This is a genomic window from Micromonospora sp. M71_S20 (assembly GCF_003664255.1).
Classification (GTDB): Bacteria; Actinomycetota; Actinomycetes; order Mycobacteriales; family Micromonosporaceae; genus Micromonospora.
This window is the reverse complement of the sequence record NZ_RCCV01000001.1, coordinates 4,267,790-4,292,238: the sequence shown is the minus strand read 5'-3', so window position 1 is coordinate 4,292,238 and position 24,449 is coordinate 4,267,790. Positions and strand designations below refer to the sequence as shown.

Below are 24,449 nucleotides of genomic sequence, written 5' to 3'. Positions count from 1 at the left end.
CCCCGGCCGCCGCCGGGGGTAGGTCGGGCCGGACGAACCCGGATGCCGTGTGGAGGAATTCCGATGAGAGAGAACTTCGGCGACGCGGTGGGGGACGCCCTCCGGTCGGTGATGCTGTTCCTGCCCAAGGCCGTCGCCTTCGTGGCGATCCTGGTGGCCGGCTGGCTGATCGCCAAGGCCGTGCTGAAGATCGTGGACAAGGTGCTGGAGCGGGTGGGCTTCGACCGTGCCGTGGAACGCGGCGGGATCCGGCGGGCCCTGGCCCGCTCCCGGTACGACGCCAGCGACATCGTCGCCAAGCTCGCCTACTACGGGGTGCTGCTGGTGACCCTCCAGCTGGCCTTCGGCATCTGGGGCCCGAACCCGATCTCCGACCTGATCGCGGGCGTGATCGCCTGGCTGCCCCGCGCCTTCGTCGCGATCGTCATCGTCGTGGTCGCCGCGGCCATCGCCAACGCGGTGAAGGACATCATCAGCGGCGCCCTGGGCGGGCTGTCGTACGGCCGGATCCTGGCCACCGTCGCCTCCGTGTTCATCCTCGGCCTGGGCGTCATCGCCGCGCTCAACCAGATCGGCGTGGCCACCGCGGTCACCACTCCGGTGCTGATCGCGGTGCTGGCCACCGTCGGTGGCATCCTCGTCGTCGGGGTGGGCGGCGGGCTGGTCCGTCCCATGCAGAGCCGCTGGGAGTCGTGGCTGAGCCGGGCCGAGCGGGAGTCGCAGCTGATCGCCGAGCACGCGCGCGCCTACCAGGCCGGACGCCGCGACAGCGAGGCTCACCTCGCCGCGGCGGCCACGGACGGCGGCCCGGTGGGTGGCGACCCGGACGCCACGCAGGTGGTTGCCGGGCCGCGCCTCGACACGGACCCGGAGGCCACCCAGGTGGTTCCCGGCCCGCGCGTCGTGGCGGACCCGGATGCCACGCAGGTGGTCTCCGGTCCCCGCGTCGACACCGACCCGACCGTGCCGGTGCCGCGGCAGGGCGAACCGGCCGCCACCCAGGTCACCTCGGGCGAGGCCACCGTCCCGTCCCGCCCGGCGGGCGAGGACAGCGAGGCCACCATGGTGATCCCGCCGCTGGACGGCGAGCAGCGCCGCCGCTGACCGCGTACCGCCGCCGGGGCGGGATCCTCATCGGATCCCGCCCCGGCGGGTGTCCGGCGAAGGGCGTGACGACCCGGGCCGGCGCCGCTACCATCGCGGGCATGACGTGGCGATGTTGATGCACTGCTAGGGGCCACTGCCGTGGGCCGCCGCGGTCGCCGTACGTCCGGCGTCCGCTTCGTCCCCACGGGAAGGTCCCATGACTGTCCACCCTCCGCGCGTGTCCGACGCGCGCGTCCGCCGGCTGGCGGCCACCCTCTACGGGTACGCGTTCCTCAGCGAACTCGTCCTGCTCTATCCGCTGTACGCGCTGCTGTTCAGCGACACCGGCCTGTCGGTGTGGCAGATCTCGTCGCTGTTCGTGATCTGGTCGGCCGCCAGCATCATGCTGGAGGTGCCCTCCGGCGCCTTCGCCGACGCGGTCTCCCGGCGGCTGCTGCTCAGCCTCGCGCCGGTGGTCACCGCCGCCGGCTTCGCCCTCTGGGTGCTCGTGCCCTCGTACCCGGCCTTCGCCGTCGGCTTCGTGCTCTGGGGCGCCGGCGGGGCGCTCGCCTCCGGCACGCTGGAGGCGCTGGTCTTCACCGAACTCGACCGCCTGGGCGCCGCCGGCCGCTACGCCCGCGTCATCGGCCGGGCGAAGACGGCCGGGACAATCGGGGTGCTCGCCTCGATCCTGCTGGCCGGCCCCGTGTTCGCCGTCGGCGGCTACCCGGCCGTCGGTGTGGCGAGCGTGCTCGCCTGCCTGCTCGCCGCCGCCGTCGCCACCCGCCTCCCGGAACACCGCCCGCCCGCGCCCGCCGACGTCGACGCCGCACCCGGCAGGGCCGACGCCCCGGCCGCCGGTGTCGGCTCCGCGCCCGCCGGTGTCGGCTCCGCGCCCGCCCCGGCCGCCGTAGTGGCGGCCGACGGGGGACCGGACCGGACCGGGCGCGACGGCGGGGCGGACGACGACGAGGACCTCGGCTGGTGGGCGAGCCTGCGCGCCGGGATCGCCGAGGTCCACGCCGACCGGGCCGTGCGCGCGGCGGTGCTGCTGGTCGCGGTCGTCGCGGCGGTCTGGGGCGCCCTCGACGAGTACACCCCGCTGCTGGCCCGGGACACCGGCGTCGGCGAGGCGACCGTGCCGCTGCTGCTCCTGCTCACCTGGCTCGGGGTGGCCGCGGGCGGTCTGCTGGCCCCGGCGGGGGAGCGGCTGACCGCCCGCGGGTACGCCGGCCTGCTGGCGCTGTCGGCCCTGGCCCTGGTCGCGGGGGCGCTGTCCGTCCGGCCGGTCGGCTTCGCGCTGGTCGCGGCCGCGTTCTGCGGCTTCCAGCTCGCCACCGTGCTCGCCGACGCCCGGTTGCAGGCCCGGATCGGCGGGGGCAGCCGCGCCACCGTGACCTCGCTGGCCGGGATGGCCACCGACGTGACGGTCATCGCGGTCTACGGCGGCTACGGCCTGCTCGCCACCGGGGCCGGCAACGGGGTCGCGTTCGCGGTGGCCGCCGTGCCGTACCTGATCGTGGCGCTGCTGCTGGTGACCCGCTCCGGCCACTCGGCCCGCCGCCGGCCGGCGCGGCTCACCGGCTGACCAGGGCCCGGCGGCGGTCCAGTGCGACCGCCGCCGGGCCCGTCGCCCGTCAGCCGGAAGGGAAGGTGCGGGAACGACCACTGGTGGTCGCCGAGGCTGCGGGACTGCTCAGCGGTCCTCCAGCAACTCCTTGAGCGCGGCGAGTCGGTCGCGCCAGTACGCCTTCAGCTCGGCCGCCTGCTCCGCCCCGGTCAGTTTCTCGTGCTGCACGGACACCCGGGACTTCGCCGCGTCGACGGCCGCGAAGCCCACCACGATCCGGGTCGGCCCGTCGCCCCAGTCGGCCCGGAACGTCCGCGCCGGGGTGGACGTGCGGACGCGGACCGCCGCGTCGGGCAGCCACCGCCGGCGCAGCGCGTCGTCGGCGAAGGCGTCGAAGAGCCGCTGCACCGGTACGCCGACCGTCCGACTGCCGGCGGCGGAGAAGTCGCCCCCGCGCCGCTGACCGGGGGCGCGCAGGCCGCGCGTCTGCTCGTACCCGACGGTGACGCTCTGCGCCCACCAGCCGGACACTTCGTGCGTGGTGACCAGCCAGCGGGCGATCTCGGTGTGCGTACGCCCGGTGGCGCCCCAGGCGTCGAGGAGGGCGAACCACTCGTCCCAGCCGCGGCCGGTGCGGTCCCGGACCAGCGCGTCGGAGATCCGTGCGGTCTGCCCCGTCGCGCCCGTCGCGGGCGACGGCTGCGCCGGCGCGGGCCGCGTGGCCGACGGCTCGGACCCGGCGGCGTTCGCCCGGACGGTCAACTGCCGGCGGGCGGTGGTGTAGCTCTCGCCGGTCTTTTCCATCCGGGCCCGGATCCGGTTCTTGAACGATTTGTGGCGCGTCATCACATGCTCCCTGTCGACGGCACGGGTCGCAGGGACCCACGCTCCCGTCGACCGCGCCGGAGAAGGGCATGTGGCACGGCGTCCCGAGAGCACGGGGCTCCCTTTGCCTCCGCGGGCCGGTGGCGTGGGCACCGGGAAGGAGGTGGGGCGCGGGACGGCGCCGCCACCAGCATAGGCCGGGACGGCAGGACCGTGGGGGTGGGGCGGGAGTCGGTGGGTCGCGGTCAGGCGCCAGCGGTCTCGCCGGTCTGCTCCCAGATCGAGCTCATCTCGTCGAAGGCCTGCTCCATGAGCTGCACCATGGCTCGCCGGGCGCGCTCGCCGTCGCGCCGCTGGATCGCCTGGGCCACCTCGGCGTGCAGCTGGAGGGCCTGCTCGTGCGGGTGGTGCGGCATCAGGTGGTGCTGGTGCCGGCCGGTGAGCACCTCCGCGATGAGGTCCTGCAACCGGACGAACATCTCGTTGCCGGAGGCGACGAGGATCCGGCGGTGGAATTCTATGTCGAGCTGGAGGAAGCGCTCCTCGTCGCCGGCCTTGCCGGCGGCCCACATCTTCGCCGCGAGACCGACCAGGTCGCTTGCCTCGTCGTGGCCGACGCGGCCGGCGGCCAGCCAGGCGGCGTGCGGCTCGATGGCGGTCCGCAGCTCGGTGATCGAACGAAGCTGGACGATGCGGCCGGCCGAGGCCAGCCGCCAGCGGATCACCTGCGGATCGAAGACGTTCCAGTCCTCCGACGGGCGGATCATGACCCCGACGCGGCGACGGGTCTCGATGAACCCGATCGAGGCGAGCACCCGCAGCACCTCGCGGACGACCGAGCGGGACACGGCGTAGCGGTCGACCAGGTCGTCGATGTTGAGCACCGACCCGGGAGCCAGCTCACCGTCACAGATGGCCGTGCCGAGGCGATCGAGGACGCGTGCGTGCAGGCCAGCCTCGACAGGGGCGAGCTGGGCGGCCACAGCCCCCGGGGAGGACGATTTCACGTCACGGAGCATATCAGTTGGGTCTACCCCTTGTATAAATCTGTTTTTTCGGCCTAGCATCCGGTTGTTAAGCGGATGTAAACCGCGAGGTGGCGGCCCACCCGTCAGGGCGGCGGCCACGGCCACGGCATAAGGAGAGATGGACGTGAGACGTCGATCAGTTATTGGGACTTCCCTGGCGATGGTCGTCGCCCTCGGCCTGTCCGCCTGCGGTGGCGGCGGGGACGACGCCGGCGGCTCGAACACCGTTCGCGTGACGCTGGTGAACCACGTCTGGACGGAGAACATCAAGAAGGCCCTGCCGGAGTTCGAGAAGCAGTCGGGCCTGAAGGTGGAGGTCACCCAGCTCGGTGAGGACCAGCTCTCCGACCAGTACAACGTCAAGCTGAACGCCGGGTCCACCGACCTGGACGTGATGATGTACCGGCCGCTGCAGGAGGGGAAGCTGTTCGCCAAGAACAAGTACCTCGCCGACCTGACCGAGAAGAGCAAGTCGGACAGCGCGTTCGAGATCGCCGACTTCCAGTCCGGGCCGGTGCAGGCCACCACGTACGAGGACAAGGTGGTCGGCGTGCCGATCATCACCGAGCAGGAGGTCCTCTACTACCGCAAGGACCTGCTGGAGAAGTCCGGCTTCACCGCCCCGCCGAAGACTCTCGACGAGCTCAAGGCGCAGGCGGCGAAGGTCGAGGCGGACAACCCGGGCGTGGCGGGCTTCGTGTCCCGTACCGGCAAGGCCGCCGCCGTGACCCAGTTCTCCAGCTTCCTCTACAGCTTCGGCGGCGACTTCGTCGACGCCAACGGCAAGGCCTCGATCAACAGCGAGCAGGCCAAGCAGGCGTACGCCTACTACGGCGGGCTGCTGCGTGAGCACGGCCCGGAGAACATCAGCACCGACATGAGCTGGTCCGAGGCGATGGCGATCTTCACCCAGGGCAAGGCGGCCTTCTACACCGAGGCCAACTCGCTCTACAAGAACGCCACCGACCCGGCCAAGTCGAAGGTCTCCGAGACCGTCGGGTTCGCGGCCTTCCCGGCCGGCCCGGCCGGCTCGAAGCCGTACAACATCCCGTCCTGGGCGCTCGGCGTCAACGAGGCCTCGAAGAACCAGGACAACGCCTGGAAGTTCATCCAGTGGGCGGCCGGCAAGGAGCAGGCGCTGGCGCAGCAGAAGGCCGGCGTGCCCAGCGCCCGTACCTCCGTCTGGGAGAACCCGGAGGGCGCGGCGACCTACCCGAAGGACCTCGCCGAGGCCACCACGGTCAGCACCGCCAACGGCGTGGGCCACGACCGGCCGCTGGTCGAGAAGGTCGCCCAGGCCCGGGAGATCGTCGGCCAGCCGATCGTCGACGCGATCACCGGCAAGGACGCGGCCGCCTCGGCGGACGCGGCGAACGAGGCGTTCCAGAAGTTCCTCGACGACGAGGCGAAGTAGCCCGAAGCGCAGGTGGCGGAGCCGACCGGCTCCGCCACCCGCGTCGGGCCGCTGCCCTGACCCACCCGGAGACCTGATGTCAGCCGTCACCACACCAGTCAAAAGAGCGCCCGAGGCGCGTCCGGCGTCCCCGGAGACCTCGGCCTGGTCGCGCTGGGCCAACGAGCACCGCAAGTGGCTCTTCGCGGCACCCGCCATGTTGTTCGTCGCCGTGCTGATCGTCTTTCCGGTGGCGTGGACCGGGTACCTCAGCCTGACCGACGCCGAGGGCTCGGTCCGCGCCGAGAGCGAGTTCATCGGCATCCAGAACTACCTCGACGTGCTCGGCGACACCGACCGGTTCTGGCCGGCCGTGTGGCGCACCGCGCTCTTCACCGGCGTCGTGCTCTTCTTCGAGGTCGTCCTCGGCATGGCGATCGCCCTGCTGCTGTGGCGGCCGTTCCGCGGTGAGAAGTGGGTCCGGGTCGCGATCCTCCTGCCGCTGGTGGCCACCCCGGTCGCGGTCGGCATGATGTGGCGGCTGATCTTCGATCCCAACATCGGCATGGCGAACCAGGTGCTCGGCTGGGTCGGCATCGGCCCCCAGCCCTGGCTCTCCGGGCAGAGTTCGGCCCTGCCGACGACGATGTTCATCGACATCTGGCAGTGGACGCCGATGGTCGTGCTGATCCTGCTCGCCGGCCTGACGTCGCTGTCCGACGAGCCGCAGGAGGCGGCGCTGATCGACGGCGCCAGCACCTGGCAGCGGTTCCGGCACGTCACCCTGCCGCTGCTGATGCCCACCGTGATCGTCGCGATCCTGCTGCGCGGCATCGACGCCCTGAAGACCTTCGACATCCTGTACGCCACCAAGGGGCGCGGCGGCGGGTCGTTCCACGAGGTGGAGACCCTGAACGTGTACGCCTACGGCCTCAGCTTCGACTACAACGACTACGGCGTCTCATCGACCGTCCTCATCATCTTCTTCCTGATCATCATCGGGGTGATGTGGGCCCTGACCTACCGCAAGAAGGGCATGGACCGATGAAGCTGCGCAGGCCTTACAAGATCTTCCGGACGGTCGCCCTCGTCCTCGTGGTGCTGGCGCTGATCGCGCCGCTGGTCTGGATGGTCGCCGCGTCGTTGAAGACGAACGTCGACATCTACGACACCGACAAGGCGTTCGTCTTCTCCCCGACGCTGGACAACTACTCCAACGTCCTCCAGCAGGCCAACTACGTCCAGTTCATCGGCAACAGCCTCTGGGTGGCGCTCGCGGCCACCGTGCTGTCGCTGCTGCTCGGCGTGCCCGCCGCGTACTCGATGAGCCGCTTCAACATGAAGAAGTCCGCGCTCGTCGTGCTCATGGCGCGGGTCATCCCCGGCGTCTCGCTGCTGGTGCCCTGGTACTACGTCTTCTCGAACCTGCAGATGGTCGGCGGGTTCACCGTGCTGATCCTCAGCCACATGTTCGTGTCGCTGCCGTTGATCGTCTACATCATGATGGGCTACTTCGACGGCCTGCCGGCCGAACTCGAGGAGGCGGCGCTCGTCGACGGGCTGACCCACATCGGCGCGTTCCGGCGGATCACCCTGCCGCTGTCGGTGCCCGGCATCGCCACCGCCGGCATCCTGTCGTTCATCTTCTCCTGGAACAACTTCATGTTCGCCCTCGTGCTCTCCGGGGCCGACACCAAGACGCTCCCGGTGGCGATCTTCGACTTCGTCGGCTACGCCAGCATCGACTGGGGCGGCCTGATGGCGGCGGCCACGGTGGTCACCCTGCCGATCATGCTGATCGCCCTGTTCGTGCAGAAGTACGTCGTCTCCGGCCTCACCGCCGGCGCCACGAAGGGCTGAGGACACCGTGACCACGATCGAACGGGTGGAGACCTTCCTCGTCGCGCCGCGCTGGCTGTTCGTCCGGGTCGAGACGTCCTCCGGGATCGTCGGCTGGGGCGAGGCGACCTGCGAGGGTCGGTCCGAGACCGTCCGCACCGCCGTCGAGCAGCTCAGCGAGCTGCTCGACGGCCGGGACGCGCTGCGGATCGAGGACCACTGGCAGGTCATGACCAAGGGCTCGTTCTACCGGGGCGGGCCGATCCTGGCCAGCGCCGTCGCCGGGCTCGACCAGGCGCTGTGGGACATCGCCGGCAAGCACTTCGGCGCGCCGGTGCACCAGCTGCTCGGCGGCCCGGTCCGGGACCGGATCCGGGTCTACGGCTGGGTCGGCGGCGACGAGCCGAGCGAGGTACGCGACCAGATCGCCGCCGCCGTCGCCACCGGCCTGACCGCCGTGAAGATGAACGCCTCCGGCCGGATGAGCGCCGTCGCGTCCGTCGCCGAGATCGACGGCGTGGTGCAGCGGGTGGCCGCCGCCCGCGAGGTGCTCGGCGACGAGCGGGACGTGGCGGTCGACTTCCACGGCCGGTTCACCCTCGCCACCGCCCGCCGGGTCGCCCCGCTGCTCGAGCCGTACCGGCCGTTCTTCCTGGAGGAGCCGGTGGTGCCGGAAAACTCGCACCTCATCGGCGAGTTCGTCCGTTCCACCACCACGCCGGTGTCGACGGGGGAGCGGCTCTACAACCGGCAGGAGTTCCTGCCGGTGCTCCAGGCCGGCATCGCGGTGGCCCAGCCGGACCTCTCGCACGCCGGCGGCATCACCGAGGTCCGCAAGATCGCCGCGCTGGCCGAGGTGTACGACGTGCAGCTCGCCCCGCACTGCCCGCTCGGGCCGATCGCGCTCGCCGCCTGCCTCCAGGTCGGCTTCGCCACGCCGAACTACCTGATCCAGGAACAGAGCATCGGCATCCACTACAACCTCGGCGCCGAGGTGCTCGACTACTGCCTCGACAAGACCCCGCTGACGTTCGTCGACGGGTACGTCGAGCGGCTCACGGCACCCGGCCTCGGCATCGAGATCGACGAAGACGCCGTACGGGCGGCGGACAAGCGCGGGCACGCGTGGCGCAGCCCCACGTGGCGGCACCGCGACGGCTCCTACGCGGAATGGTGATCACATGACCGTCAACCTCACCGCCGAACTCACCGCCGCCCGCATCCTCGCGATCATCCGCGGCACCGACACCGCCGCCGCGATCGCCGCCGGCACCGCGCTGCTCCAGGAGGGCGTACGCGTCGTCGAGGTGGCCCTCACCACGCCGGACGCCCCGGGGGCGATCGAGGCGCTGCGCGCGGCGGCCCCCGCCGGGTCGCTGGTCGGGGCCGGCACGGTGCTGACCACCGCCGACGTCGCCGACGTGGCCGCCGCAGGCGCGCAGTTCGTGGTGACGCCGGCCGTGGTCGAGTCGATCGCCGAGGCGGCGCGCCGCGGCCTCCCGGTCGCCGCCGGGGCGCTCACCCCGACCGAGGCGTACACCGCGGTGCGGATGGGGGCGTCGGCGGTCAAGCTGTTCCCGGCGTCGGTCGGCGGCCCGGCGTACCTCAGGGCGGTGCGCGACCCCTTCCCGGACATCCCGTTCGTCGCCGTCGGCGGCGTCGGCCTGGACGACGTGCCCGGCTACTTCCGGGCCGGCGCGATCGCGGTCGGCCTCGGCGGCCCGCTGGTCGGCGACGCCGCCTCCGGCGGCGACCTGGACGCGCTGCGGGCGCGGGCGCGCACCTACCTCGCCGCCGTGCGGGAGCCGGCCGCGTCATGACCGCACCGGACCTGCTCACCGTCGGCGAGGCCCTCGTGTCGCTGCGCTCGGCCGGCCCGCTCGCCGCCGGGGGACCGCTGACGATGCACCTGGCCGGCGCCGAGTCCAACGTGGCCGTCGCGGTGGCCCGGCTGGGCCACCGCGCCGCCTGGATCGGCCGCCTCGGCGCCGACGAGTTCGGCGAGTACGTCCTGCGGCAACTGCGCGCCGAGGGCGTCGCCGTCGACGGCGTGACCCGCGACCCGGACCGGCCGACCGGACTGATGTTCCTGGAGCGGCGCACCGCCGACCTGACCCGGGTGCAGTACCACCGGGCCGGGTCGGCCGGCTCCGCCCTCGGCGTCGACGACCTGCGGGCGCCGCTGGCGGCCGGCGCGCGGATGCTGCACCTGAGCGGCATCACCCCGGCGCTGTCCGACGCCGCCCGCGCGGCCACCCGGTGGGCGGCCGAGGCCGCCGTCGCCGCCGGCATCCCGGTCTGCCTCGACGTCAACCACCGCGAGCGCCTCTGGTCCCGCGACACCGCCCGCGAGGTGCTCACCCCGCTGGCCGGGTACGCCTCGACCGTCGTCGCCTCCGCCGACGAGCTGGACCTCGTCGGCGACCCCGGCGCCGACGAGCCCACCGTCGTGGCGGACCTGCTGCGCCGCGGCGTGGACACGGTCCTGGTCAAGCTGGGCGCCGACGGCGCCCGCGCGCACACCCGCGACGGGGTGCGGCACGCCGAGGCGCTGACCGTGACCGCCGTCGACGCCGTCGGCGCCGGGGACGCGTTCACCGCCGGCTACCTGTCCGGCTGGTTCGACGGTCTCGACCTGGCCGGCCGGCTGCGTCGCGCGGCCACCCTCGGCGCCTTCGCGGTCTCCAGCCCCGGCGACTGGGAAGGGCTGCCACGCCGCGCCGAACTGTCCCTCCTCGACGGCCGCGAGGCCGGAGACGTCCTCCGCTAGCCGCCGAGCACCCCGAAGAAGAAAGGCACCCCGTGAAGATCGTCGCCGCTGACGTCATCGTCTCCAGCCCCGACCGCAACTTCGTCACCCTGAAGATCACCACGGAGGACGGCGTCACCGGCCTGGGCGACGGCACCCTCAACGGACGGGAACTCTCGGTCGCCTCGTACCTGCGCGACCACGTCGTCCCGCTGCTGATCGGCCGGGACGCGCACCGCATCGAGGACGCCTGGCAGTTCCTCTACCGCTCGGCGTACTGGCGTCGCGGGCCGGTCACCATGGCCGCCATCGCGGCGGTCGACGTGGCCCTGTGGGACATCAAGGCCAAGGCCGCCGGCATGCCGCTGTACCAGCTGCTGGGCGGGGCGTCGCGCACCGGCATCATGGCCTACGGGCACGCCTCCGGCCGGGACCTGCCGGAGCTGTTCGACTCGATCCGCCGGCACCTCGAACAGGGCTACCGCTCGATCCGGGTGCAGACCTCGGTGCCGGGCATCAACGCCGTGTACGGGGTCGCCACCCAGCCCAGCGCCGACGGCAAGCGCTACGACTACGAGCCGGCGCAGCGCACCCCGCTGCCGGCCGAGGAGGACTGGGACACCCGCTCCTACCTGCGTCACCTGCCCGGCGTGTTCGAGGCGGTCCGCAACGAGTTCGGCCCCGAGCTGCCGCTGCTGCACGACGGCCACCACCGGATGACCCCCATCCAGGCGGCGAAGCTCGGCAAGGCGCTGGAGCCGTACGACCTGTTCTGGCTGGAGGACTGCACGCCGGCGGAGAACCAGGAGGCGCTGCGGCTGGTGCGCCAGCACACCACCACGCCGCTGGCGATCGGCGAGGTCTTCAACACCGTCTGGGACTACCAGACGCTCATCCGCGAGCAGCTCATCGACTACGTGCGCTCCGCCGTCACCCACACCGGCGGCATCACGGCCATGCGCAAGCTGCTCGACTTCGCGGCCCAGTACCAGATCAAGTCCGGCATCCACGGGCCGACCGACATCTCGCCCGTCGGCATGGCCGCCGCCCTGCACCTGGACCTGGCCATCCACAACTTCGGCATCCAGGAGTACATGCAGCACGGGGCGCTCACCAACGAGGTGTTCCGGCAGTCGTTCACCTTCACCGACGGCTACCTGCACCCCGGGGAGCAGCCCGGGCTCGGCGTCGAGCTGGACGAGGAGGCGGCCGCGAAGTTCCCGTACGTGCCGGCCTACCTGCCGTTCAACCGGCTCCAGGACGGCACCGTCCATGACTGGTGAGGGCGCGTCCCCGACGCGGCACGTCGTCGTGATGGGGGTGTCCGGGGCCGGCAAGACCACGGTGGCCCTGGGCATCGCCGCCGCGACCGGCCTGACCTTCGCCGAGGCGGACGAGTTCCACACGCCGCAGCACGTGGCGCAGATGCGTGCCGGCGTACCGCTGGACGACGCCGCCCGCCTGCCCTGGCTGCGCGAGCTGGCCGGCTGGATGGCCGCCCGCGCCGCCGAGGGCGTGTCGACGGTGCTGGCCTGCTCGGCGCTGCGGCGCACCTACCGCGACGTGCTGCGCCAGGGGCCGCCGAGCGTCGAGTTCGTCCACCTGGACGGTGCGGCCGAGGTGATCCGGGAGCGGATGGCCGGGCGTGCCGGGCACTACATGCCGGCGAGCCTGCTTCAGTCGCAGCTGGCCACCCTGGAACGGCCCCACCCAGACGAGTCGGTGCTGGTGCTCGACGTGTCGCTGACGCCGGACGCGCTCGTCTCGGCGGCGGTGCGGCGGCTCGGCCTGTCGAAGGGCATCACCGCGAACGGCTGACCGTGTGCCGGTCGCGGTGCCCCGGCGCCGCGACCGGGGTCAGTCGGGCAGCGCGTCGAGGTAGACCCAGCGGCCGTCCTCACGGACGAACCGGCTGCGCTCGGTCTGCGTACCCGGCCGGCCGCCGGCGCGGTGGTGGGCCCGGAACTCGACGGTGCCGGTGGCGTCGAACAGCCCGCCCCGGTCGGTGTCGACGATCTCCAGGCCCGTCCAGCGCTGGCCGGCGTCGAGGTCGAGCCGGCCCGGCCGGGTCGAGGAGTGCCAGCTGCGCAGCAGGTACGCGGTGTCGCCGACGGCGAAGGCGCTGTACCGCGAGCGCATCAGCGCCTCGGCGGTCGCCGCGTCCGCCTCGCCCCGGTGCAGCCGCCCGCAGCATCCGGCGTACGGCTGGCCGGAGCCGCACGGGCAGGGCCGGTCAGGGTCGTCGGCCGCCCGCCGGCGGGGTCGCTTCGCCACCGGCCCATTCTGGCCGACGGCCCGGCGCGGCCGGCGTCCGGACCCCGGCCGGGCGGCACGCGGGGGTCGGGTCCGACGCCGGTGACGGGCGCGCCGCGACCGGGCCCGGCGTGCCCCAGCCCTCCCGGGTCAGCCGGCGCTCGTCCGGGGCGCCCGTCGGGTGCCGAACGACTCCATGGTCGTGGCCTTGCGGGCCGAGGTCTTCGAGGCCGCGCCGGCGCGGGTCGCCGCGGCCTTCACCGCCTTCTTCGCGGGCGCCTTCTTCGCCGGCGCGGCCGTGGCGGGCGCCTTGCGGGCGCGGGCCGGGGTCGCCGTGGCCGAGGTGTCCTTCTTCCGGGCCACGCGGGCGGTCGTCGCGGTCGGCTTCTCACCCGGAGACTTGGCCGCGGTCGCCCCGGTGGCCCGCTTCGTGGCCGTCGCCACCTTCTTCGCCGCCGCCGCCCGCTTCATCGGGGCCTTGCGCGCCCCGGTGGCCTTCCTGGCCCGTCCTGCGTCCGCCATCGTCGCTCCTCGGGAATCGGCCCTGGGCGCACGGTCTTCCCCCGGCCCCGGCGGTCAAACGCCGGGGCCGCCGCGGCGCGGGAGCCGGCCCGGCCCCCGCGCGCGCTTCACCCCCCGGTCCCCGGCTTGTACGCGCAGACCAGCTCCCAGCCGCCGGGCAGCACCGCCACCCGTTCGAAGCCGACCTCCTTGAGCAGGCCGGTGTAGAAGTCGACCTCCCGCAGCCGGCTCACGCAGCTGTCGACCCCGATGAGGAAGTAGCTCCAGAAGAACTGCATCGCCAGCCGGTCCGGGGTGCGGAACTCCTCGCAGATCAGCAGCATCCCGCCCGGCTCCAGGGCCGCGTACGCCTTCTCGACCAGCCGGCGGGCGACCTCGTTCGGCCAGTCGTGCAGCACCCGGACGAACGCCAGCGCGTCGTAGCCCGACGGCAGCGGCTCGGCGAGGAAGTCGCCGCCGACGAACCCCAGCCGGTCCGCGTGCCCCCTGCGGGCCCGGGTGGCCTCCACCAGCGGCGCCACCGCCGGCAGGTTGTACACGTCGACCCGCAGCCCCGGGGCGTCGTCGAGGACGTGCGCGGCGAGCGTGCCGTCCCCGCCGCCGACGTCCAGCAGTCGCGTCCGCCCCGGCCACAGCCGGTCGGCGTTGCGGTGCACCGCCTCGATCACCGGGCCGAGACCGACGGCCATGCTGCGCTCGAAGTCGGCGGTCTGCTCGTCGGTCTTCGGCGGCCAGGCGAAGTCGTCGTCGCCCATGCTGACCTCGCCGCGCAGGCTCTCGCCCAGCCGGCCGTGCAGCCGCCGCCAGGGATAGCGGTCCCGGTCCCGCTCGATGGCGTCCGGGCCGACCACCGCCGCGACGGCGTCGCGCAGGCCGGGTGCCGTCCGGTACGTGGCCGAGGCGATGTCGTCGCCGGGCTCGCTGCGCGCGACGAAGCCGAGGCTCTCCAGGCAGTCGAGGAACTTGTAGAGCCGCAGGGGCCGCACGCCGAACCGCTCGGCGAGCTCGCCGAGGCGGGCCGGGCCCGGCTCCAGGGCGTCGAGCAGCCCCATGCCGAGCGCGGTCTCCAGCACGTCCATGGCCTTGGGCCCGTTGGCGAGCAGGCTCATCAGTGCCCGCGGTGACAGGGTGACGTTCACCGGCCCAGCTCCTCTTCCAGTGCGTCCATGAACGCGTCGATCTCCTCGATGGTGTTGTAGACGTGCGGTCCGACCCGCAGGTAGCCACGCCAGCTGCAGACCATGTCCCGCGCGGCCAGCCGCCGCTTGACCGCCTCGCCGTCGGCGACATCGAGGCACACCACGCCGCCGCGCCGGTGCGGCTCGGTCGGGCTGACCACGTCGATGCCGGCCGCCGCGGCCCGGTCCAGGACCCGTTGGGTGCAGGCGAGCGAGTGCCGGCGGATCGCGGGAATGCCGACGCCGGCCAGCAGGTCCAGGCCGACCTGGGAGACCAACGAGGTGAGGGGGAACGGTGTCCCGCCGGCGAATCGCCGGGCCCCGTCGGCCCAGCCGGTCGACGGTTGGAACGTGAACGCCCGGTCGCCGGCCTGCCAGCCGGTCGCCGCCGGCTCCAGCTGCGGCACCAGGCCCGGGCGGACGTAGAGAAAGGCGGTGCCGACGCCGCAGAGCCACTTGTGCGCGCCGCCGAGGACGACGTCGACGCCGAGCGCCGTCACGTCCAGCGGCATGACCCCGACGCTCTGGAAGGCGTCGACGACCACCAGGGCACCGACGTCGTGGGCCCGGCGCACCAGTCGGGGCAGGTCGACGGTGGCGCCGGAGGAGAAGCTGGCGTGCGGGACGCACACCAGCAGCGTCCGCTCGTCGATCCGCGCCTCGAGGGCGTCCTCGTCGAACCACGGGCCGCCCGAGCCGACCACGTCGAGTCGGGCGCCGTAGCGGCGGAACGCGTTCCAGATGAACGGCACGGTCGGGTACTCGAGGTCGGTGGTGACGATCCGGTCGCGCGGCGGGCGGTAGTCGAAACAGGACGCCACCCGGGCGAGCAGCGTGCTGAGGTTCGCGTCCGTGACGACGCTGCCCGCCGGCGCGCCGATGAGGTCGGCGACCGAGTCGGCGTACCGGTCGAGGCCGACGTGCCAGCCCTGCCAGACCTCGTCGCGCCAGCTCCGCAGCGTCTCCCAGTAGCCGGTGAGGACGTGTTCCGCCCCTCTGGGCACCGCGCCGGTGGAGTTGTTGTTGAGATAGACGGCGCTCTGGAGCAGGGGGAACTCGGCGCGCAGGGCGGCGTGCGCGGTGGCGTCGAGGCACTCGGGCACGTGCGCGTCGGGGTGCGGTTCGGGCGGGCTCACTCGGGGCTGCCTCCGGTCGGTCCGGTCGGGGACGCCGATCGGGAGTCGTCGGCGACGGAGGTGAAGACCGGGATGGACCGGACGGCGGCCAGGTAGGGCGTGCCCTCCGTGTAGCCGGTGCCGGGGCGGGGGCCGAGCATCCGGGTCGCCAGCCGGTGGTGCGTACGCCGCCACTGGACGACCGCGGCGGCGAACGACCGCATCTCCTCCTCGACCCGCTCGCCGCCAGGCGCGGCGAGCAGGCCGTCGCGTACGGCGGCCCGGAACGCGTCGTCGACCGACGGCCGCCCGGCGTGCACCCGGTCGCGGACCTCCGGCACCTGGTGGTAGGCGGCCGAGTCCAACCGCGACCCCTCCGGGGTACGGCACAGCGACTCCACCAGCTTGTAGGAGCGCGACTGGATGGCGCTCGCCCCCTCGGTGAACTCCCGGAACGTCCGGAACGCCTCCGGATGCATGGTGGCCAGCAGCGAGAACAGCGGTCCGGCGCTGGTGAGCTGCTCGCGGGCGTACGCCAGCCGCTCGACCGCCGGCCCCGCCTGGCCGGCGGTCAGGGCGGCGACGGTGGCGCGCAGCTCGTCGGCGATCCCGGCGAAGAGGCACTCGTACGCCTGGAGCACCCGGATGAACAAGTACTCGTCGTGTGTCACGTGGACCGGCAGCATGCTCAGCCGCAGCACCAGCTCCCCGCTGGGATCCGGGTCGGCGGCGAGGGCCCGCAGCTCGTCCGGGGTCGCCACCGCCTCCCGGTGGGGGACCGTGCCGGCCAGGCCCATCCGGACGAGGGCGGGGGACGCGGCCCGTACGCCGAGCCGGTAGCGCTTGGCCACCACGTCCCGGCTCGGGCGCCGCTCGGGCAGCAGGTCGGTGGTGCCGGAGGCGGCGGTCAGCTCGAAGGCCAGCGCGTCGGCGACCAGGCGGACGAGGAGCCGGTCCCGTTCCCGCCGGGCACCGAGCGGGTCGGCGGCCGGCCCGTCGTCGACGTCGTCCCCGCAGGGCAGCCGGAGCAGCCGCAGCGCCAGGTAACTGCGGTAGTCGTACCGGCCGTCCCACTTGTCGAGCGCGGTGTCGAGGAAGTCACCCAGCAACCGGGCGTGGGCGTCCCGCGCGGCCGCCGGCACCGTCGACTGCGCACGGGCCTGGTCGAGCAGGGCCAGCAGCTCCTTCTCGACGAAGTGTTTGCCGACCCGGTGAAACTCCGCCAGCACGGCGGAGTATGGGAAACTGTCGGGCTCACCGGCACCGGACAGCCAGCTCGTCAGTTCACGCACGAAACCGCACCTCGACATTTCGGTCGCCACGCAGACAGGTGGGGAGGGATTGACAATTTCTGGTGGACGAGGATTGTCAGGGACGACCGACCTGTGATTCGTTACCGGATTCATCGGTGGGCTTCAGGCGGGCCCGCCACAGTTCGGGGAAGAACCGGTATCCGACGAGCTTGGCGAGCATCGTCGCCTCGGCACCGTCCGGGGCGTGGCCCCCGACACGCAGGGCGAGCTGATAGTGCCGCGTCCGCCACAGCGACACCCGCTCGTCCCACTCGACGAGCGCCTCGGCGAGCCGCTGGACGGGGTCCGCCGGATCCGGCCGGCCCAGTGTGGCCGGGTCGATTCCCTGGGCTTCCAGATGCTCGGCGAACGCCCGGCCTAGCTGTCGGCTCGTGGCCTGGACCTGCCGCCAGCCGGGCGACTCCGCGCCGGATCCCTTGCCCAACGCCGGTTGCATGGCCTGGAAGTCGGCCGGGGACAGGTGCCGGAACATCTCCAGCTGGTCGGTGACCAGCTGGATTCCGAGCGTCGCCCGGGCCAGCAGCGACTCGGTCACCGCCAGCTCGCCGGCGCGCAGCCGGGTGACCGCCTCGGCCAGCTCGGCGGCGGCGAGTTTCAGCCACAACTCGGTGGACTGGTGCACCACCTGGAAGAGCAGCTCGTCGCGGTGGAGCATCTCCTCCGGACGCCGTTGCAGGTCGAGCAGCGCGTCCAGCCGCATGTAGCGCGCATAGTCCGTGGCGCCGTCGCCAGGCAGCACAGGTGAGTGGTCCCGCTTCACGGAATTGTGTCCCCTTCGGTCGGCGTCGCCGCATCGGAAACCGACGGTGCGACAGCGCGTGCGGCGGCCATTATGCAACGACGAAAGGCAATGTGTCACGCCTCTGTCGCGTCCCGTGTCAGTTTCCGGAAAGAGGAGGGTTTCCGCCATTTTCGACGACATTCACAAGGCGGTTTGTTAGCACATTTGGTCGACATTCGTCAATCGTGGTGAACGGCTGACCCGTCACACGGCCGGCGGGTGGGTGCGGGGTTGGGTCGACGGTTCCCGTTCAGGGGGTACGAGAAAGCCGCCGCCGTGCCGGGGTGTCCCGGTACGGCGGCGGCTGGCGGTGGCGCGGCGGAGGCGGCCGCGCATACGATCGCCTCTCCGACCTGGCGCTGGACACCCGCCGGACAGGACTGGCCGGTGCGGTGGGCGGCGGAGTCCACCGCCCACCGCGAGGGGCTCACCAGGCCGACGGTGGCGGCGGCGGCACGACCGGCGGGCGGTCGTCGCAGGTGATGGTGTTCGGCAACTGCCACGGGGCCAGCCAGCCGCCGTCGTTGCCGCCGAGATCGGTGAGGGCGAACTCCGAGCCGGTCGCCGGGAAGTTGAACGACCCGCAGTTGTTGACGCCGACGGCGCCGACGTTGCGGGCGTCGACGTTGCGCAACGAGGCCGAGCCCGCCGCGCGGGCGCTCAGCACGGAGGTGCCCGTGCCGTCGACCCGGATGTCCTGGAACCGGACGCCGGTGATCGAGTGGAGGTCCTTCACCGGCCAGTCGCTGACCAGCATGATGGCGTTGTACGTGTTGTCGAGGTAGCTGTCCCCGATCACGTCGACGGTCGCGTCGATGTCCCGGTCGAGGGCGTAGAACCAGATGGCCCCCAGCCCGATCTTCCAGTTCAGCTCGTACGTGCCGGCGCGGGCGGTGGTGTTGCCGGTGATCAGCAGCCGCCCGGTGAAGGGCTCCGCGCCGAAGCGGGACCCTACCTGGATCGCGCTGCCCTCGCGCACCGGATCGGCGACCAGGTTGTGCGACACGGTGAGGTCGGTGCCGCCGTAGAGGGCGATGCCGTTGGCCAGCACCGGCGACTGCACGGTGTTGTGGTCGAACCGGTTGCGGGCGTTGCCGACCTTCTCCGACCACATGGCGAGCCCGTCGTCGCCGGTGTTGCGGACGAAGGTGTGGGTGACCAGCGAGTCGGTGACGCCGGTGTGGAAGTTGAGCCCGTCCGCGATCTGGTCCACGATGATCGTGTCGGTGACCCGCACGTTGGTCATCGGCCCGTCGAACCAGATGCCCACCTTCGTGTGGCGCAGGTGCAGCCCGTCGATGGTGGAGTCGCTCATCGCGCCGCCGATCGCGTTGACCTGGTCGGTGTCGATGCGCTCGCGCACGTCGCCCTCGATGGCGAAGCCGGAGAGGTGCACGTCGCGGCTGCCGCCGTCGGCGGCGCTGCGGCCGTAGAAGCCGACGCCGGTGTGCACCGAGCCGTCCGGCGCGGGCGTGGGCAGCGCGACCTCGCGCCCCTTGACGATCGTGTACCAGTTGCCGGCGCCCTCGATCGTCACGTCGTCGACGATGATGTGCCGGTTGACCTGGTACGTGCCGGGCGGCAGGTAGACCGGCACGTCCGCCCGTCGGGCGAAGGCGATGGCCCGGTCCAGGGCGTCGGCGGAGTCGCGGCGGCCGGTCGGATCGGCGCCGAAGGCCAGGACGTTCGCGGCGCGCAGCCGGACGCGCGGGGGACCGACGAGTTCGGAGTCGAGCAGGTCGATCACCGTCCACGCCGCGTTGCTGCCCGCCGGGGCGGTGAGCCGGATCCGGTCGCCCGCCCGGTACGTCCGGCCGAGCAGCAGCCGCTGCTCGTCGTAGAAGTGGCTGGGGCGGAACGGCGTGGGGATGCTCGGGTACGGCGTGGTGGCCGCCGGCACGCACGAGCACTCGGTGATCCACCAGTCCGGGTGCAGCAGCCCGGCGGTCGGGTCGTTGGAGAACGGGTACTGGTTGTAGAGCCAGGCGTACTGCGAGGTGAGGGTCATCGTCCGGACCCGCCGGTCGTTGACCGCCACGTCCAGCGGGGCGGTGATGCCGCCGCCCCGCGGGGCGTCGGGGATGCTGTAGCGCACGGTGATCGCGTTGGCGGCGCGGGGCAGGACGAACTCGACGTACCGGCCAGGGGTCAGCCGGACCGCGCTGCGCCCGGAGGCCTCGGCCGGCAGCGTGTAGGCGGTGCGGTCGGGGCCGATGACCTCGCCGTTCGTGGTGGCGTTCTCCGCCTCCTGCTCGACGAAGTCGACGTCGGCGCCGCGTCCCGCGACCAGGCGCGGGTCGAGGCCGGCCCTGGTCACGACCGGCCCGGTGCCGGCGGGTGGGGTGGCGGTGGCCGGGCCGGGCGCGCCGGCCAGGACGCCGAGGGCGGTGGCGAGCGCGACGGTGGCGGCGACCGCCGCCCGGGGCCGCCGCCGCGACGACGGTCCGGGCGGCGAGTATCTGCTCAGGGGCATGACGGGACTCTTCTCGTGGTGGGACGGGTCCGGCCGCGCGGCACAGCCGCGCGGCCGGCAGTGACCGCCGCTATGCGGCGTACACCTCAAGCTGGGACAGCTGCGCCGCCGGCCAGCCGGTGTTGCCGGTGACGCGGATGCGCACGTACCGGCCGGGCGTCGCCGGGACGGCGAGCGTCACCCGGTTGCCGGTGGCCGGATCGAAGACCCGGCCGGCCGGCGCGACGGGCGTGCTCCACGCGGCGCCGTCCGGGCTCACCTCGACCGCGACCGTCTGGGTGCGTCGCTGCCAGGCGGCGGCGGGCGGGAGCCGGAGCACGACCTGTCCGACTTCGACGACCGTGCCGAGGTCGACCCGCACCCACTGCGGGAAGGCGTTGCCGGCGCTCTCCCAGTAGCTGTCGGCGTCACCGTCGACGGTGTTGGCGCAGCCGTAGTTCTGGACGTGGCTGCTCTCCGTCACCGGCCGGCCCCGAGCGAGGTCGGTCCCGGGTGCCGGGTCGGTGGTCACCGACACCGCGCTGGACGGCGCCGACAGGGTGCCGCCCCCGTCCACGGCGACGACGGTGAAGGTGTACGCGGTGCTGGGCGTCAGCCCGCCCACGGTGGCGGAGGTGCCCGGGACGGACGCGACGGTCTGCCCGTCGCGGCGCACCTGGTAGCCGGTCACGCCGTCGGCGTCGGTCGACGCCGTCCAGGCCAGCGACACGCTTGTCGAGGTGCGGCCGGTCACGGTGAGGCCGCCCGGCGGCGTGGGCGGGGTGGGCGTCCCGGTCGCCGCGTACACCCCGACGCGGGCGAGTTGGGCCGCCGGCCAGGCGGTGTTGGCGGTGACGGTCACCCGCACGTGCCGGGCGGTGGCCGACGGCACGGTGAGGGTCGCGGTGTTGCCGGTGGCCGGGTCGAACCGGACCCCGGCCGGCCCGGCGAGCGTGCGGAAGGTCGCGCCGTCGGTGCTGCCCTGCACCGTCAGCGTCTGGGTGCGCGCCTCCCAGCCGGCCGGCACGGCCAGCACGATCCGGGTCACCGCGTGCGCCGCGCCGAGGTCGACCTGCCACCACTGCGGGAAGGCGCCGTTGGTGGACTCCCAGTAGCTGTTCGGATCGGCGTCGACGGCGTTGCCGGCGGCGAACGAGCCGTTCCGGCTGCTCGCCGACGTCGGCCGGCCGGCGGCCAGGTCGCCCCCGGGCGCCGGGCCGCCGCCGACGACGGGCGGCGTCGGCCGTACGGGGGTCAGGGCGAGCTGGCCCTTGAACATCCGGCAGCCGTCGGCGGTGATCCGCAGGTAGTAGTCGGCGGAGCAGGCGACGCCGTCCTCGTCCAGCGCGCGGATGCCCGCCCCCGCCGGGGTGGTCGCCTGCGTCTCGCTGGTCTTGGCGATCTGGTTGCCCTCGTTGAACTCGTCGAACATCGACACGTAGAGGCCCTGGGCGCCGAGCCGGGTCATGTTGTAGAGGTGCCGCCAGTAGAAGTCGCCGTGGCGGCGGTGCCCGGCCGACAGGTCGCCCGGCATCACGCAGGGCTGGTAGTCGATGCCGTGCGCGGCGCAGTCGGCCAGGTCGGGGACGTTGACGTTGGTGTGGAACCAGTCGAGCCCGTCGAGGGTGCCGGTGCGCCCGACCATCCACGGCGAGAGCATGTGGAACGCACGGTAGACCTCGGAGAAGCCCGGCCGGGAGTCGTTGACGCCCTGTCGCCAGTACGTCGGCACGCCGCCGATGACGTAGCAGCCCTGGGCCTTGAACCAGTTGACGACGTCGAGGCAGGCGGCGGGGGCGAAGGGGCGGCCGTCGTCGTTGAAGCCGAAGCCCCAGACGCAGACCACCGGCCGGCCGTTCTGCCGCGCGTACGCCGGGGAGGCGGTGTGCGCGGACATCCGGTTCAGCCAGTCCTCCTTGATCTGGGACTGCATCGCCGTCCAGCCGGTGACGTCGTACATGACGTAGAACTTGCGGCCGTGGCGTTCGGCCGCGCCCCGGACCTTGACCGTCATGGCGTCGCGCGTCGGCCCCTCGTCGCCGAACGGGTTGAACCGTTGCAGGGCGGCGGTGTCGCAGCCGTGCTCGCGCATCCAGCGGAAGTGGGTGTCGACAGTCTGCTCGTCGTAGGAGGAGAAGAGCTGCGCCGGCTGGCCGTTGCCGAGCGGCGGGTAGGCGGTGGTGTAGCCGCGGGCGTACTCCCGCATGTCGGGCCAGGAGACGATGGTGGTGTTGGCCGGGGAGGGAGACTGGAACCGGTCGCGGCTCCAGTGCCACCAGCCGCCGATGGGCGCGCCGTCACCGGGGCAGCTGAACCAGCCCTGGTAGCCGACCGAGACCTTGCCGACGACGTCGCCCGGCGGGCTGGCCGCGTACGCGGTGCCGCGCAGGGCCGCCACCAGGTCGGTCGGCGCGACAGCGGCGAGGGCCGAGCCCGCGGCGAGTGATCCGATCAGTCTCCGGCGCGACACCGCCATGGCCCTGCTCCCTCCGATACGGAAAGGTATCGATGGGTATGGTGTCAGTACTGGACTTGCCAGCGCAAGAGTTGGATCTCAGAACGAAAGAATTCGACTGCCCGTGCAAGCGGGGCGGGACGGCGGGCCCGTGGCGGGGGCGGGCCGGTGCACGCCCGCCCCCGCCACGGCGTCATTGCCGCAGCAGCGGCAGCACCCGGCGGCCGAGCAGGTCGACGCCGCCAGCCGGGGTCAACCCGTGCGGGGTGCCGAACTCCACCCGGGTCGCCCCGGCGTCGAACACCGCCGCGGCCTGCGCCGCGACGTGTTCGGGGGTGCCGGAGAAGGCGAACAGGTCGAGCAGGTCCCCGCCGATCAGCGCGCCGGCGAGGTCGTGCTCCTGGCGGGCGACGTGCTGCTGGATGCGCGCCAGCAGCTCCGGGTCGATGTCGACGTTCGGGTCGAGGGCGGCGACCACGGCGAGGTACATGGCCACCTCCGTACGGGCCACCCGCCGGGCCAGGGCGCCGTCCTCGTCCACCACGGTCACGGCGCCGAGCACCACGCCGACCCGGGCCTCGGGCGCGGCGTCGTCCAGCCAGGCGCGCATGGTCTTGGCCATCGCCGGGTTGGCCGACCCGCCGACCTTGATCTCCGAGGCGAACGCGGCGGCCGTCCGGGCGGTCTGCTGACCCCACGTCCCCACCAGGACGGGCACGTCGGCGCGGACCGGGGCGTAGCGCAGCGCCGTGCCGGGCGCCACGGTGAACTCCCGGCCCTGGAAGCCCCGGTCGTCACGGGACAGCAGCAGCCGGACCACGTCGACGGTCTCGGCGATCCGCCGCAGCGGCCGGGCCTGGGGCACCCCGACCTGGTCCAGCCAGGTGCCCCGGGCCAGCCCGAGGTAGGCCCGCCCGTTCGACGCCAGGTCCAGGGCCGCGACCTGTCCGGCGATCTCCACCGGATGCATGGTGAACGGGTTCAGGCAGGCCGACCCGAGGCGGATCCGCCGGGTGTGCCGCGCGGCCACCAGCAGCGGGAAGAACGGCGGCTGGTACATCAGGTCACCGAAGACCGACAGCACGTCGAAGCCGTGCCCCTCGGCGAGCTCGGCCAGCGCGGCGTACTCGTCGGCACTCTTGTCGGACTGCAGTCCGATGCCGACCAGTCGGCGTCCGTCGTCGGTGCTCACGTCAGTTCTCCAGTCGGGATCTGGCGCCGGCCGGTCCGCTCGATGCGCAGGATGACCCGCTCGTCGGGATCGGGGCAGGCCACGTGGCAGTCCCGGGCCAGCCAGTCCCCCGGCGGCAACGGGCGCTGCTTGGCCGGCAGCAGCGGCAGGCACGCGGCGAGGGCGTAGAGGCAGAAGTGCTTGCCCGTCGGGATGCGGAGCCGGTTCGACTCGGTCAGGTCGATGTGGTCCCCCGGCTGGAGGCCGCAGACGGAGCGGCCCTCGATCCGTTCCACCACGACCCGCAGGTCGTACAGGTCGGTGACCGGTTCCTCGGCGCTCATCGCAGGGCCTCCGCGTGGTGGTGCACGATCCGCCAGCCCCGCTCGTCGCGGCGCAGCACGTCCGTCACCCGGAAGCAGTCGTCCGGCTGCCCGGCCGCGTACCGGGCCCGCAGGACGTAGCGGACCAGGCCGGTGTCGTCCCACGACTCGACCCGGAACTGCTCGGGGGCGACCGAGGCCGGCGGCGCGGCCGGTCCCCGGTCCGCCGCCCGGCGGTCCCGCAGGTCGTCGAGGGCGGCCAGACCGTCCAGCAGGTCGGGCGCGTCGGACTCCCAGATCGTCAGTTCGGGGTGCAGCCGGGCGTCGAACGCCGCCCGGTCGCCCAACGACCGGTACATGTCGGTGATGGCGGCGGTGAGATCGTCAACGGTCATC

22 protein-coding genes and 1 pseudogene are annotated in these 24,449 nt (G+C 73.1%); 10 read left to right on the top strand and 13 right to left on the bottom strand.

Annotation, left to right across the window (positions count from 1 at the left end):
• Nucleotides 1-42 precede the first annotated feature (42 nt).
• Together DER29_RS18500 and DER29_RS18495 are read left to right on the top strand one after the other, a co-directional pair.
• A pseudogene (locus DER29_RS18500) lies at nucleotides 43-837 on the top strand (hypothetical protein); the annotation flags it as partial.
• Nucleotides 838-1,303: 466 nt separating this feature from the next.
• Entirely contained in the window at nucleotides 1,304-2,674 is a 1,371-nt protein-coding gene (locus tag DER29_RS18495) for an MFS transporter (RefSeq protein WP_121398467.1), read from the top strand.
• Between the two features lie 108 nt (nucleotides 2,675-2,782).
• Here the strand turns inward: DER29_RS18495 and DER29_RS18490 are convergent, their stop codons facing one another.
• Together DER29_RS18490 and DER29_RS18485 are read right to left on the bottom strand one after the other, a co-directional pair.
• Nucleotides 2,783-3,502, bottom strand: a complete 720-nt coding sequence (locus DER29_RS18490) for a DUF4287 domain-containing protein (protein WP_233599906.1) — start codon at nucleotides 3,500-3,502, stop codon at nucleotides 2,783-2,785.
• A gap of 224 nt (nucleotides 3,503-3,726) precedes the next feature.
• Nucleotides 3,727-4,488 (bottom strand): FadR/GntR family transcriptional regulator, encoded by a 762-nt coding sequence (locus tag DER29_RS18485; RefSeq protein ID WP_233599904.1) that lies wholly within the window; start codon nucleotides 4,486-4,488, stop codon nucleotides 3,727-3,729.
• 145 nt (nucleotides 4,489-4,633) lie between these two features.
• Between DER29_RS18485 and DER29_RS18480 the strand changes: the two genes are divergently transcribed.
• The 8 genes from DER29_RS18480 to DER29_RS18445 all read left to right on the top strand — a co-directional run bounded on the left by DER29_RS18480 (nucleotide 4,634) and on the right by DER29_RS18445 (nucleotide 12,308).
• Entirely contained in the window at nucleotides 4,634-5,923 is a 1,290-nt protein-coding gene (locus DER29_RS18480) for a sugar ABC transporter substrate-binding protein (RefSeq protein WP_233599902.1), read from the top strand.
• A gap of 76 nt (nucleotides 5,924-5,999) precedes the next feature.
• Nucleotides 6,000-6,950 (top strand): carbohydrate ABC transporter permease, encoded by a 951-nt coding sequence (locus tag DER29_RS18475; RefSeq protein WP_199729349.1) that lies wholly within the window; start codon nucleotides 6,000-6,002, stop codon nucleotides 6,948-6,950.
• Nucleotides 6,947-7,762: a carbohydrate ABC transporter permease gene (locus DER29_RS18470; RefSeq protein WP_121398463.1), complete on the top strand. Its 816-nt coding sequence runs from the start codon at nucleotides 6,947-6,949 to the stop codon at nucleotides 7,760-7,762. Before DER29_RS18475 ends, DER29_RS18470 begins: the two co-directional genes overlap by 4 nt.
• Before the next feature lie 7 nt (nucleotides 7,763-7,769).
• On the top strand, nucleotides 7,770-8,918 hold the full coding sequence (gene dgoD, locus DER29_RS18465; RefSeq protein WP_121398462.1) for a galactonate dehydratase: 1,149 nt from the start codon (nucleotides 7,770-7,772) through the stop codon (nucleotides 8,916-8,918).
• 4 nt (nucleotides 8,919-8,922) lie between these two features.
• Nucleotides 8,923-9,561 carry a bifunctional 4-hydroxy-2-oxoglutarate aldolase/2-dehydro-3-deoxy-phosphogluconate aldolase gene (locus DER29_RS18460; protein ID WP_121398461.1) on the top strand — a complete coding sequence of 213 codons (639 nt, stop codon included), beginning with the start codon at nucleotides 8,923-8,925 and terminating at the stop codon, nucleotides 9,559-9,561.
• Nucleotides 9,558-10,511: a sugar kinase gene (locus tag DER29_RS18455; RefSeq protein WP_121398460.1), complete on the top strand. Its 954-nt coding sequence runs from the start codon at nucleotides 9,558-9,560 to the stop codon at nucleotides 10,509-10,511. Before DER29_RS18460 ends, DER29_RS18455 begins: the two co-directional genes overlap by 4 nt.
• A complete protein-coding gene (gene manD, locus DER29_RS18450; RefSeq protein WP_255421060.1) occupies nucleotides 10,439-11,773 on the top strand; it encodes a D-mannonate dehydratase ManD in 1,335 nt (444 codons plus the stop codon). The genes DER29_RS18455 and manD overlap by 73 nt, the downstream gene beginning before the upstream one ends.
• Nucleotides 11,763-12,308 carry a gluconokinase gene (locus DER29_RS18445; protein WP_121398458.1) on the top strand — a complete coding sequence of 182 codons (546 nt, stop codon included), beginning with the start codon at nucleotides 11,763-11,765 and terminating at the stop codon, nucleotides 12,306-12,308. The genes manD and DER29_RS18445 overlap by 11 nt, the downstream gene beginning before the upstream one ends.
• 39 nt (nucleotides 12,309-12,347) lie before the next feature.
• On the opposite strand, the gene DER29_RS18440 is transcribed toward DER29_RS18445, so the two are convergent.
• The 11 genes from DER29_RS18440 to DER29_RS18390 form a co-directional block, all read right to left on the bottom strand.
• Nucleotides 12,348-12,764: a YchJ family protein gene (locus DER29_RS18440; RefSeq protein ID WP_121398457.1), complete on the bottom strand. Its 417-nt coding sequence runs from the start codon at nucleotides 12,762-12,764 to the stop codon at nucleotides 12,348-12,350.
• Nucleotides 12,765-12,893: 129 nt separating this feature from the next.
• Entirely contained in the window at nucleotides 12,894-13,265 is a 372-nt protein-coding gene (locus DER29_RS18435) for a hypothetical protein (protein WP_121398456.1), read from the bottom strand.
• 107 nt (nucleotides 13,266-13,372) lie between these two features.
• A complete protein-coding gene (locus DER29_RS18430) occupies nucleotides 13,373-14,404 on the bottom strand; it encodes a methyltransferase (RefSeq protein WP_121398455.1) in 1,032 nt (343 codons plus the stop codon).
• Nucleotides 14,401-15,579 carry an aminotransferase class V-fold PLP-dependent enzyme gene (locus DER29_RS18425; protein WP_121398454.1) on the bottom strand — a complete coding sequence of 393 codons (1,179 nt, stop codon included), beginning with the start codon at nucleotides 15,577-15,579 and terminating at the stop codon, nucleotides 14,401-14,403. Before DER29_RS18425 ends, DER29_RS18430 begins: the two co-directional genes overlap by 4 nt.
• Complete coding sequence (locus tag DER29_RS18420) at nucleotides 15,576-16,868, bottom strand: tryptophan 2,3-dioxygenase family protein (RefSeq protein ID WP_121398453.1); 1,293 nt, start codon at nucleotides 16,866-16,868, stop codon at nucleotides 15,576-15,578. Before DER29_RS18420 ends, DER29_RS18425 begins: the two co-directional genes overlap by 4 nt.
• Nucleotides 16,869-16,926: 58 nt before the next feature.
• Nucleotides 16,927-17,631, bottom strand: coding sequence for a tryptophan 2,3-dioxygenase family protein (locus DER29_RS18415; protein ID WP_121398452.1), 705 nt, complete (start codon nucleotides 17,629-17,631; stop codon nucleotides 16,927-16,929).
• 448 nt (nucleotides 17,632-18,079) lie between these two features.
• The gene (locus tag DER29_RS18410; RefSeq protein WP_121398451.1) at nucleotides 18,080-20,125 is read right to left on the bottom strand and encodes a glycosyl hydrolase family 28-related protein; all 2,046 of its coding nucleotides are present in this window, start codon (nucleotides 20,123-20,125) and stop codon (nucleotides 18,080-18,082) included.
• A 70-nt stretch (nucleotides 20,126-20,195) separates the two neighbouring features.
• Entirely contained in the window at nucleotides 20,196-22,580 is a 2,385-nt protein-coding gene (locus tag DER29_RS18405) for a discoidin domain-containing protein (protein ID WP_121398450.1), read from the bottom strand.
• A gap of 172 nt (nucleotides 22,581-22,752) precedes the next feature.
• Nucleotides 22,753-23,751 (bottom strand): LLM class flavin-dependent oxidoreductase, encoded by a 999-nt coding sequence (locus DER29_RS18400; RefSeq protein WP_199729348.1) that lies wholly within the window; start codon nucleotides 23,749-23,751, stop codon nucleotides 22,753-22,755.
• Nucleotides 23,748-24,074, bottom strand: coding sequence for a TIGR04076 family protein (locus DER29_RS18395; protein ID WP_121398449.1), 327 nt, complete (start codon nucleotides 24,072-24,074; stop codon nucleotides 23,748-23,750). The genes DER29_RS18400 and DER29_RS18395 overlap by 4 nt, the downstream gene beginning before the upstream one ends.
• Complete coding sequence (locus DER29_RS18390; protein ID WP_121398448.1) at nucleotides 24,071-24,448, bottom strand: nuclear transport factor 2 family protein; 378 nt, start codon at nucleotides 24,446-24,448, stop codon at nucleotides 24,071-24,073. Before DER29_RS18390 ends, DER29_RS18395 begins: the two co-directional genes overlap by 4 nt.
• Between the last annotated feature and the right edge of the window lies 1 nt (nucleotide 24,449).

Coding starts and splice junctions, on each gene's coding strand:
- DER29_RS18405 (WP_121398450.1), bottom strand. CDS start 22,580: ATGGCGGTGTCGCGCCGGAGACTGATCGGATCACTCGCCGCGGGCTCG.
- DER29_RS18490 (WP_233599906.1), bottom strand. CDS start 3,502: ATGACGCGCCACAAATCGTTCAAGAACCGGATCCGGGCCCGGATGGAA.
- DER29_RS18445 (WP_121398458.1), top strand. CDS start 11,763: ATGACTGGTGAGGGCGCGTCCCCGACGCGGCACGTCGTCGTGATGGGG.
- DER29_RS18460 (WP_121398461.1), top strand. CDS start 8,923: ATGACCGTCAACCTCACCGCCGAACTCACCGCCGCCCGCATCCTCGCG.
- DER29_RS18395 (WP_121398449.1), bottom strand. CDS start 24,074: ATGAGCGCCGAGGAACCGGTCACCGACCTGTACGACCTGCGGGTCGTG.
- DER29_RS18470 (WP_121398463.1), top strand. CDS start 6,947: ATGAAGCTGCGCAGGCCTTACAAGATCTTCCGGACGGTCGCCCTCGTC.
- DER29_RS18420 (WP_121398453.1), bottom strand. CDS start 16,868: ATGTCGAGGTGCGGTTTCGTGCGTGAACTGACGAGCTGGCTGTCCGGT.
- DER29_RS18475 (WP_199729349.1), top strand. CDS start 6,000: ATGTCAGCCGTCACCACACCAGTCAAAAGAGCGCCCGAGGCGCGTCCG.
- DER29_RS18495 (WP_121398467.1), top strand. CDS start 1,304: ATGACTGTCCACCCTCCGCGCGTGTCCGACGCGCGCGTCCGCCGGCTG.
- DER29_RS18435 (WP_121398456.1), bottom strand. CDS start 13,265: ATGGCGGACGCAGGACGGGCCAGGAAGGCCACCGGGGCGCGCAAGGCC.
- DER29_RS18410 (WP_121398451.1), bottom strand. CDS start 20,125: ATGCCCCTGAGCAGATACTCGCCGCCCGGACCGTCGTCGCGGCGGCGG.
- DER29_RS18455 (WP_121398460.1), top strand. CDS start 9,558: ATGACCGCACCGGACCTGCTCACCGTCGGCGAGGCCCTCGTGTCGCTG.
- DER29_RS18390 (WP_121398448.1), bottom strand. CDS start 24,448: ATGACCGTTGACGATCTCACCGCCGCCATCACCGACATGTACCGGTCG.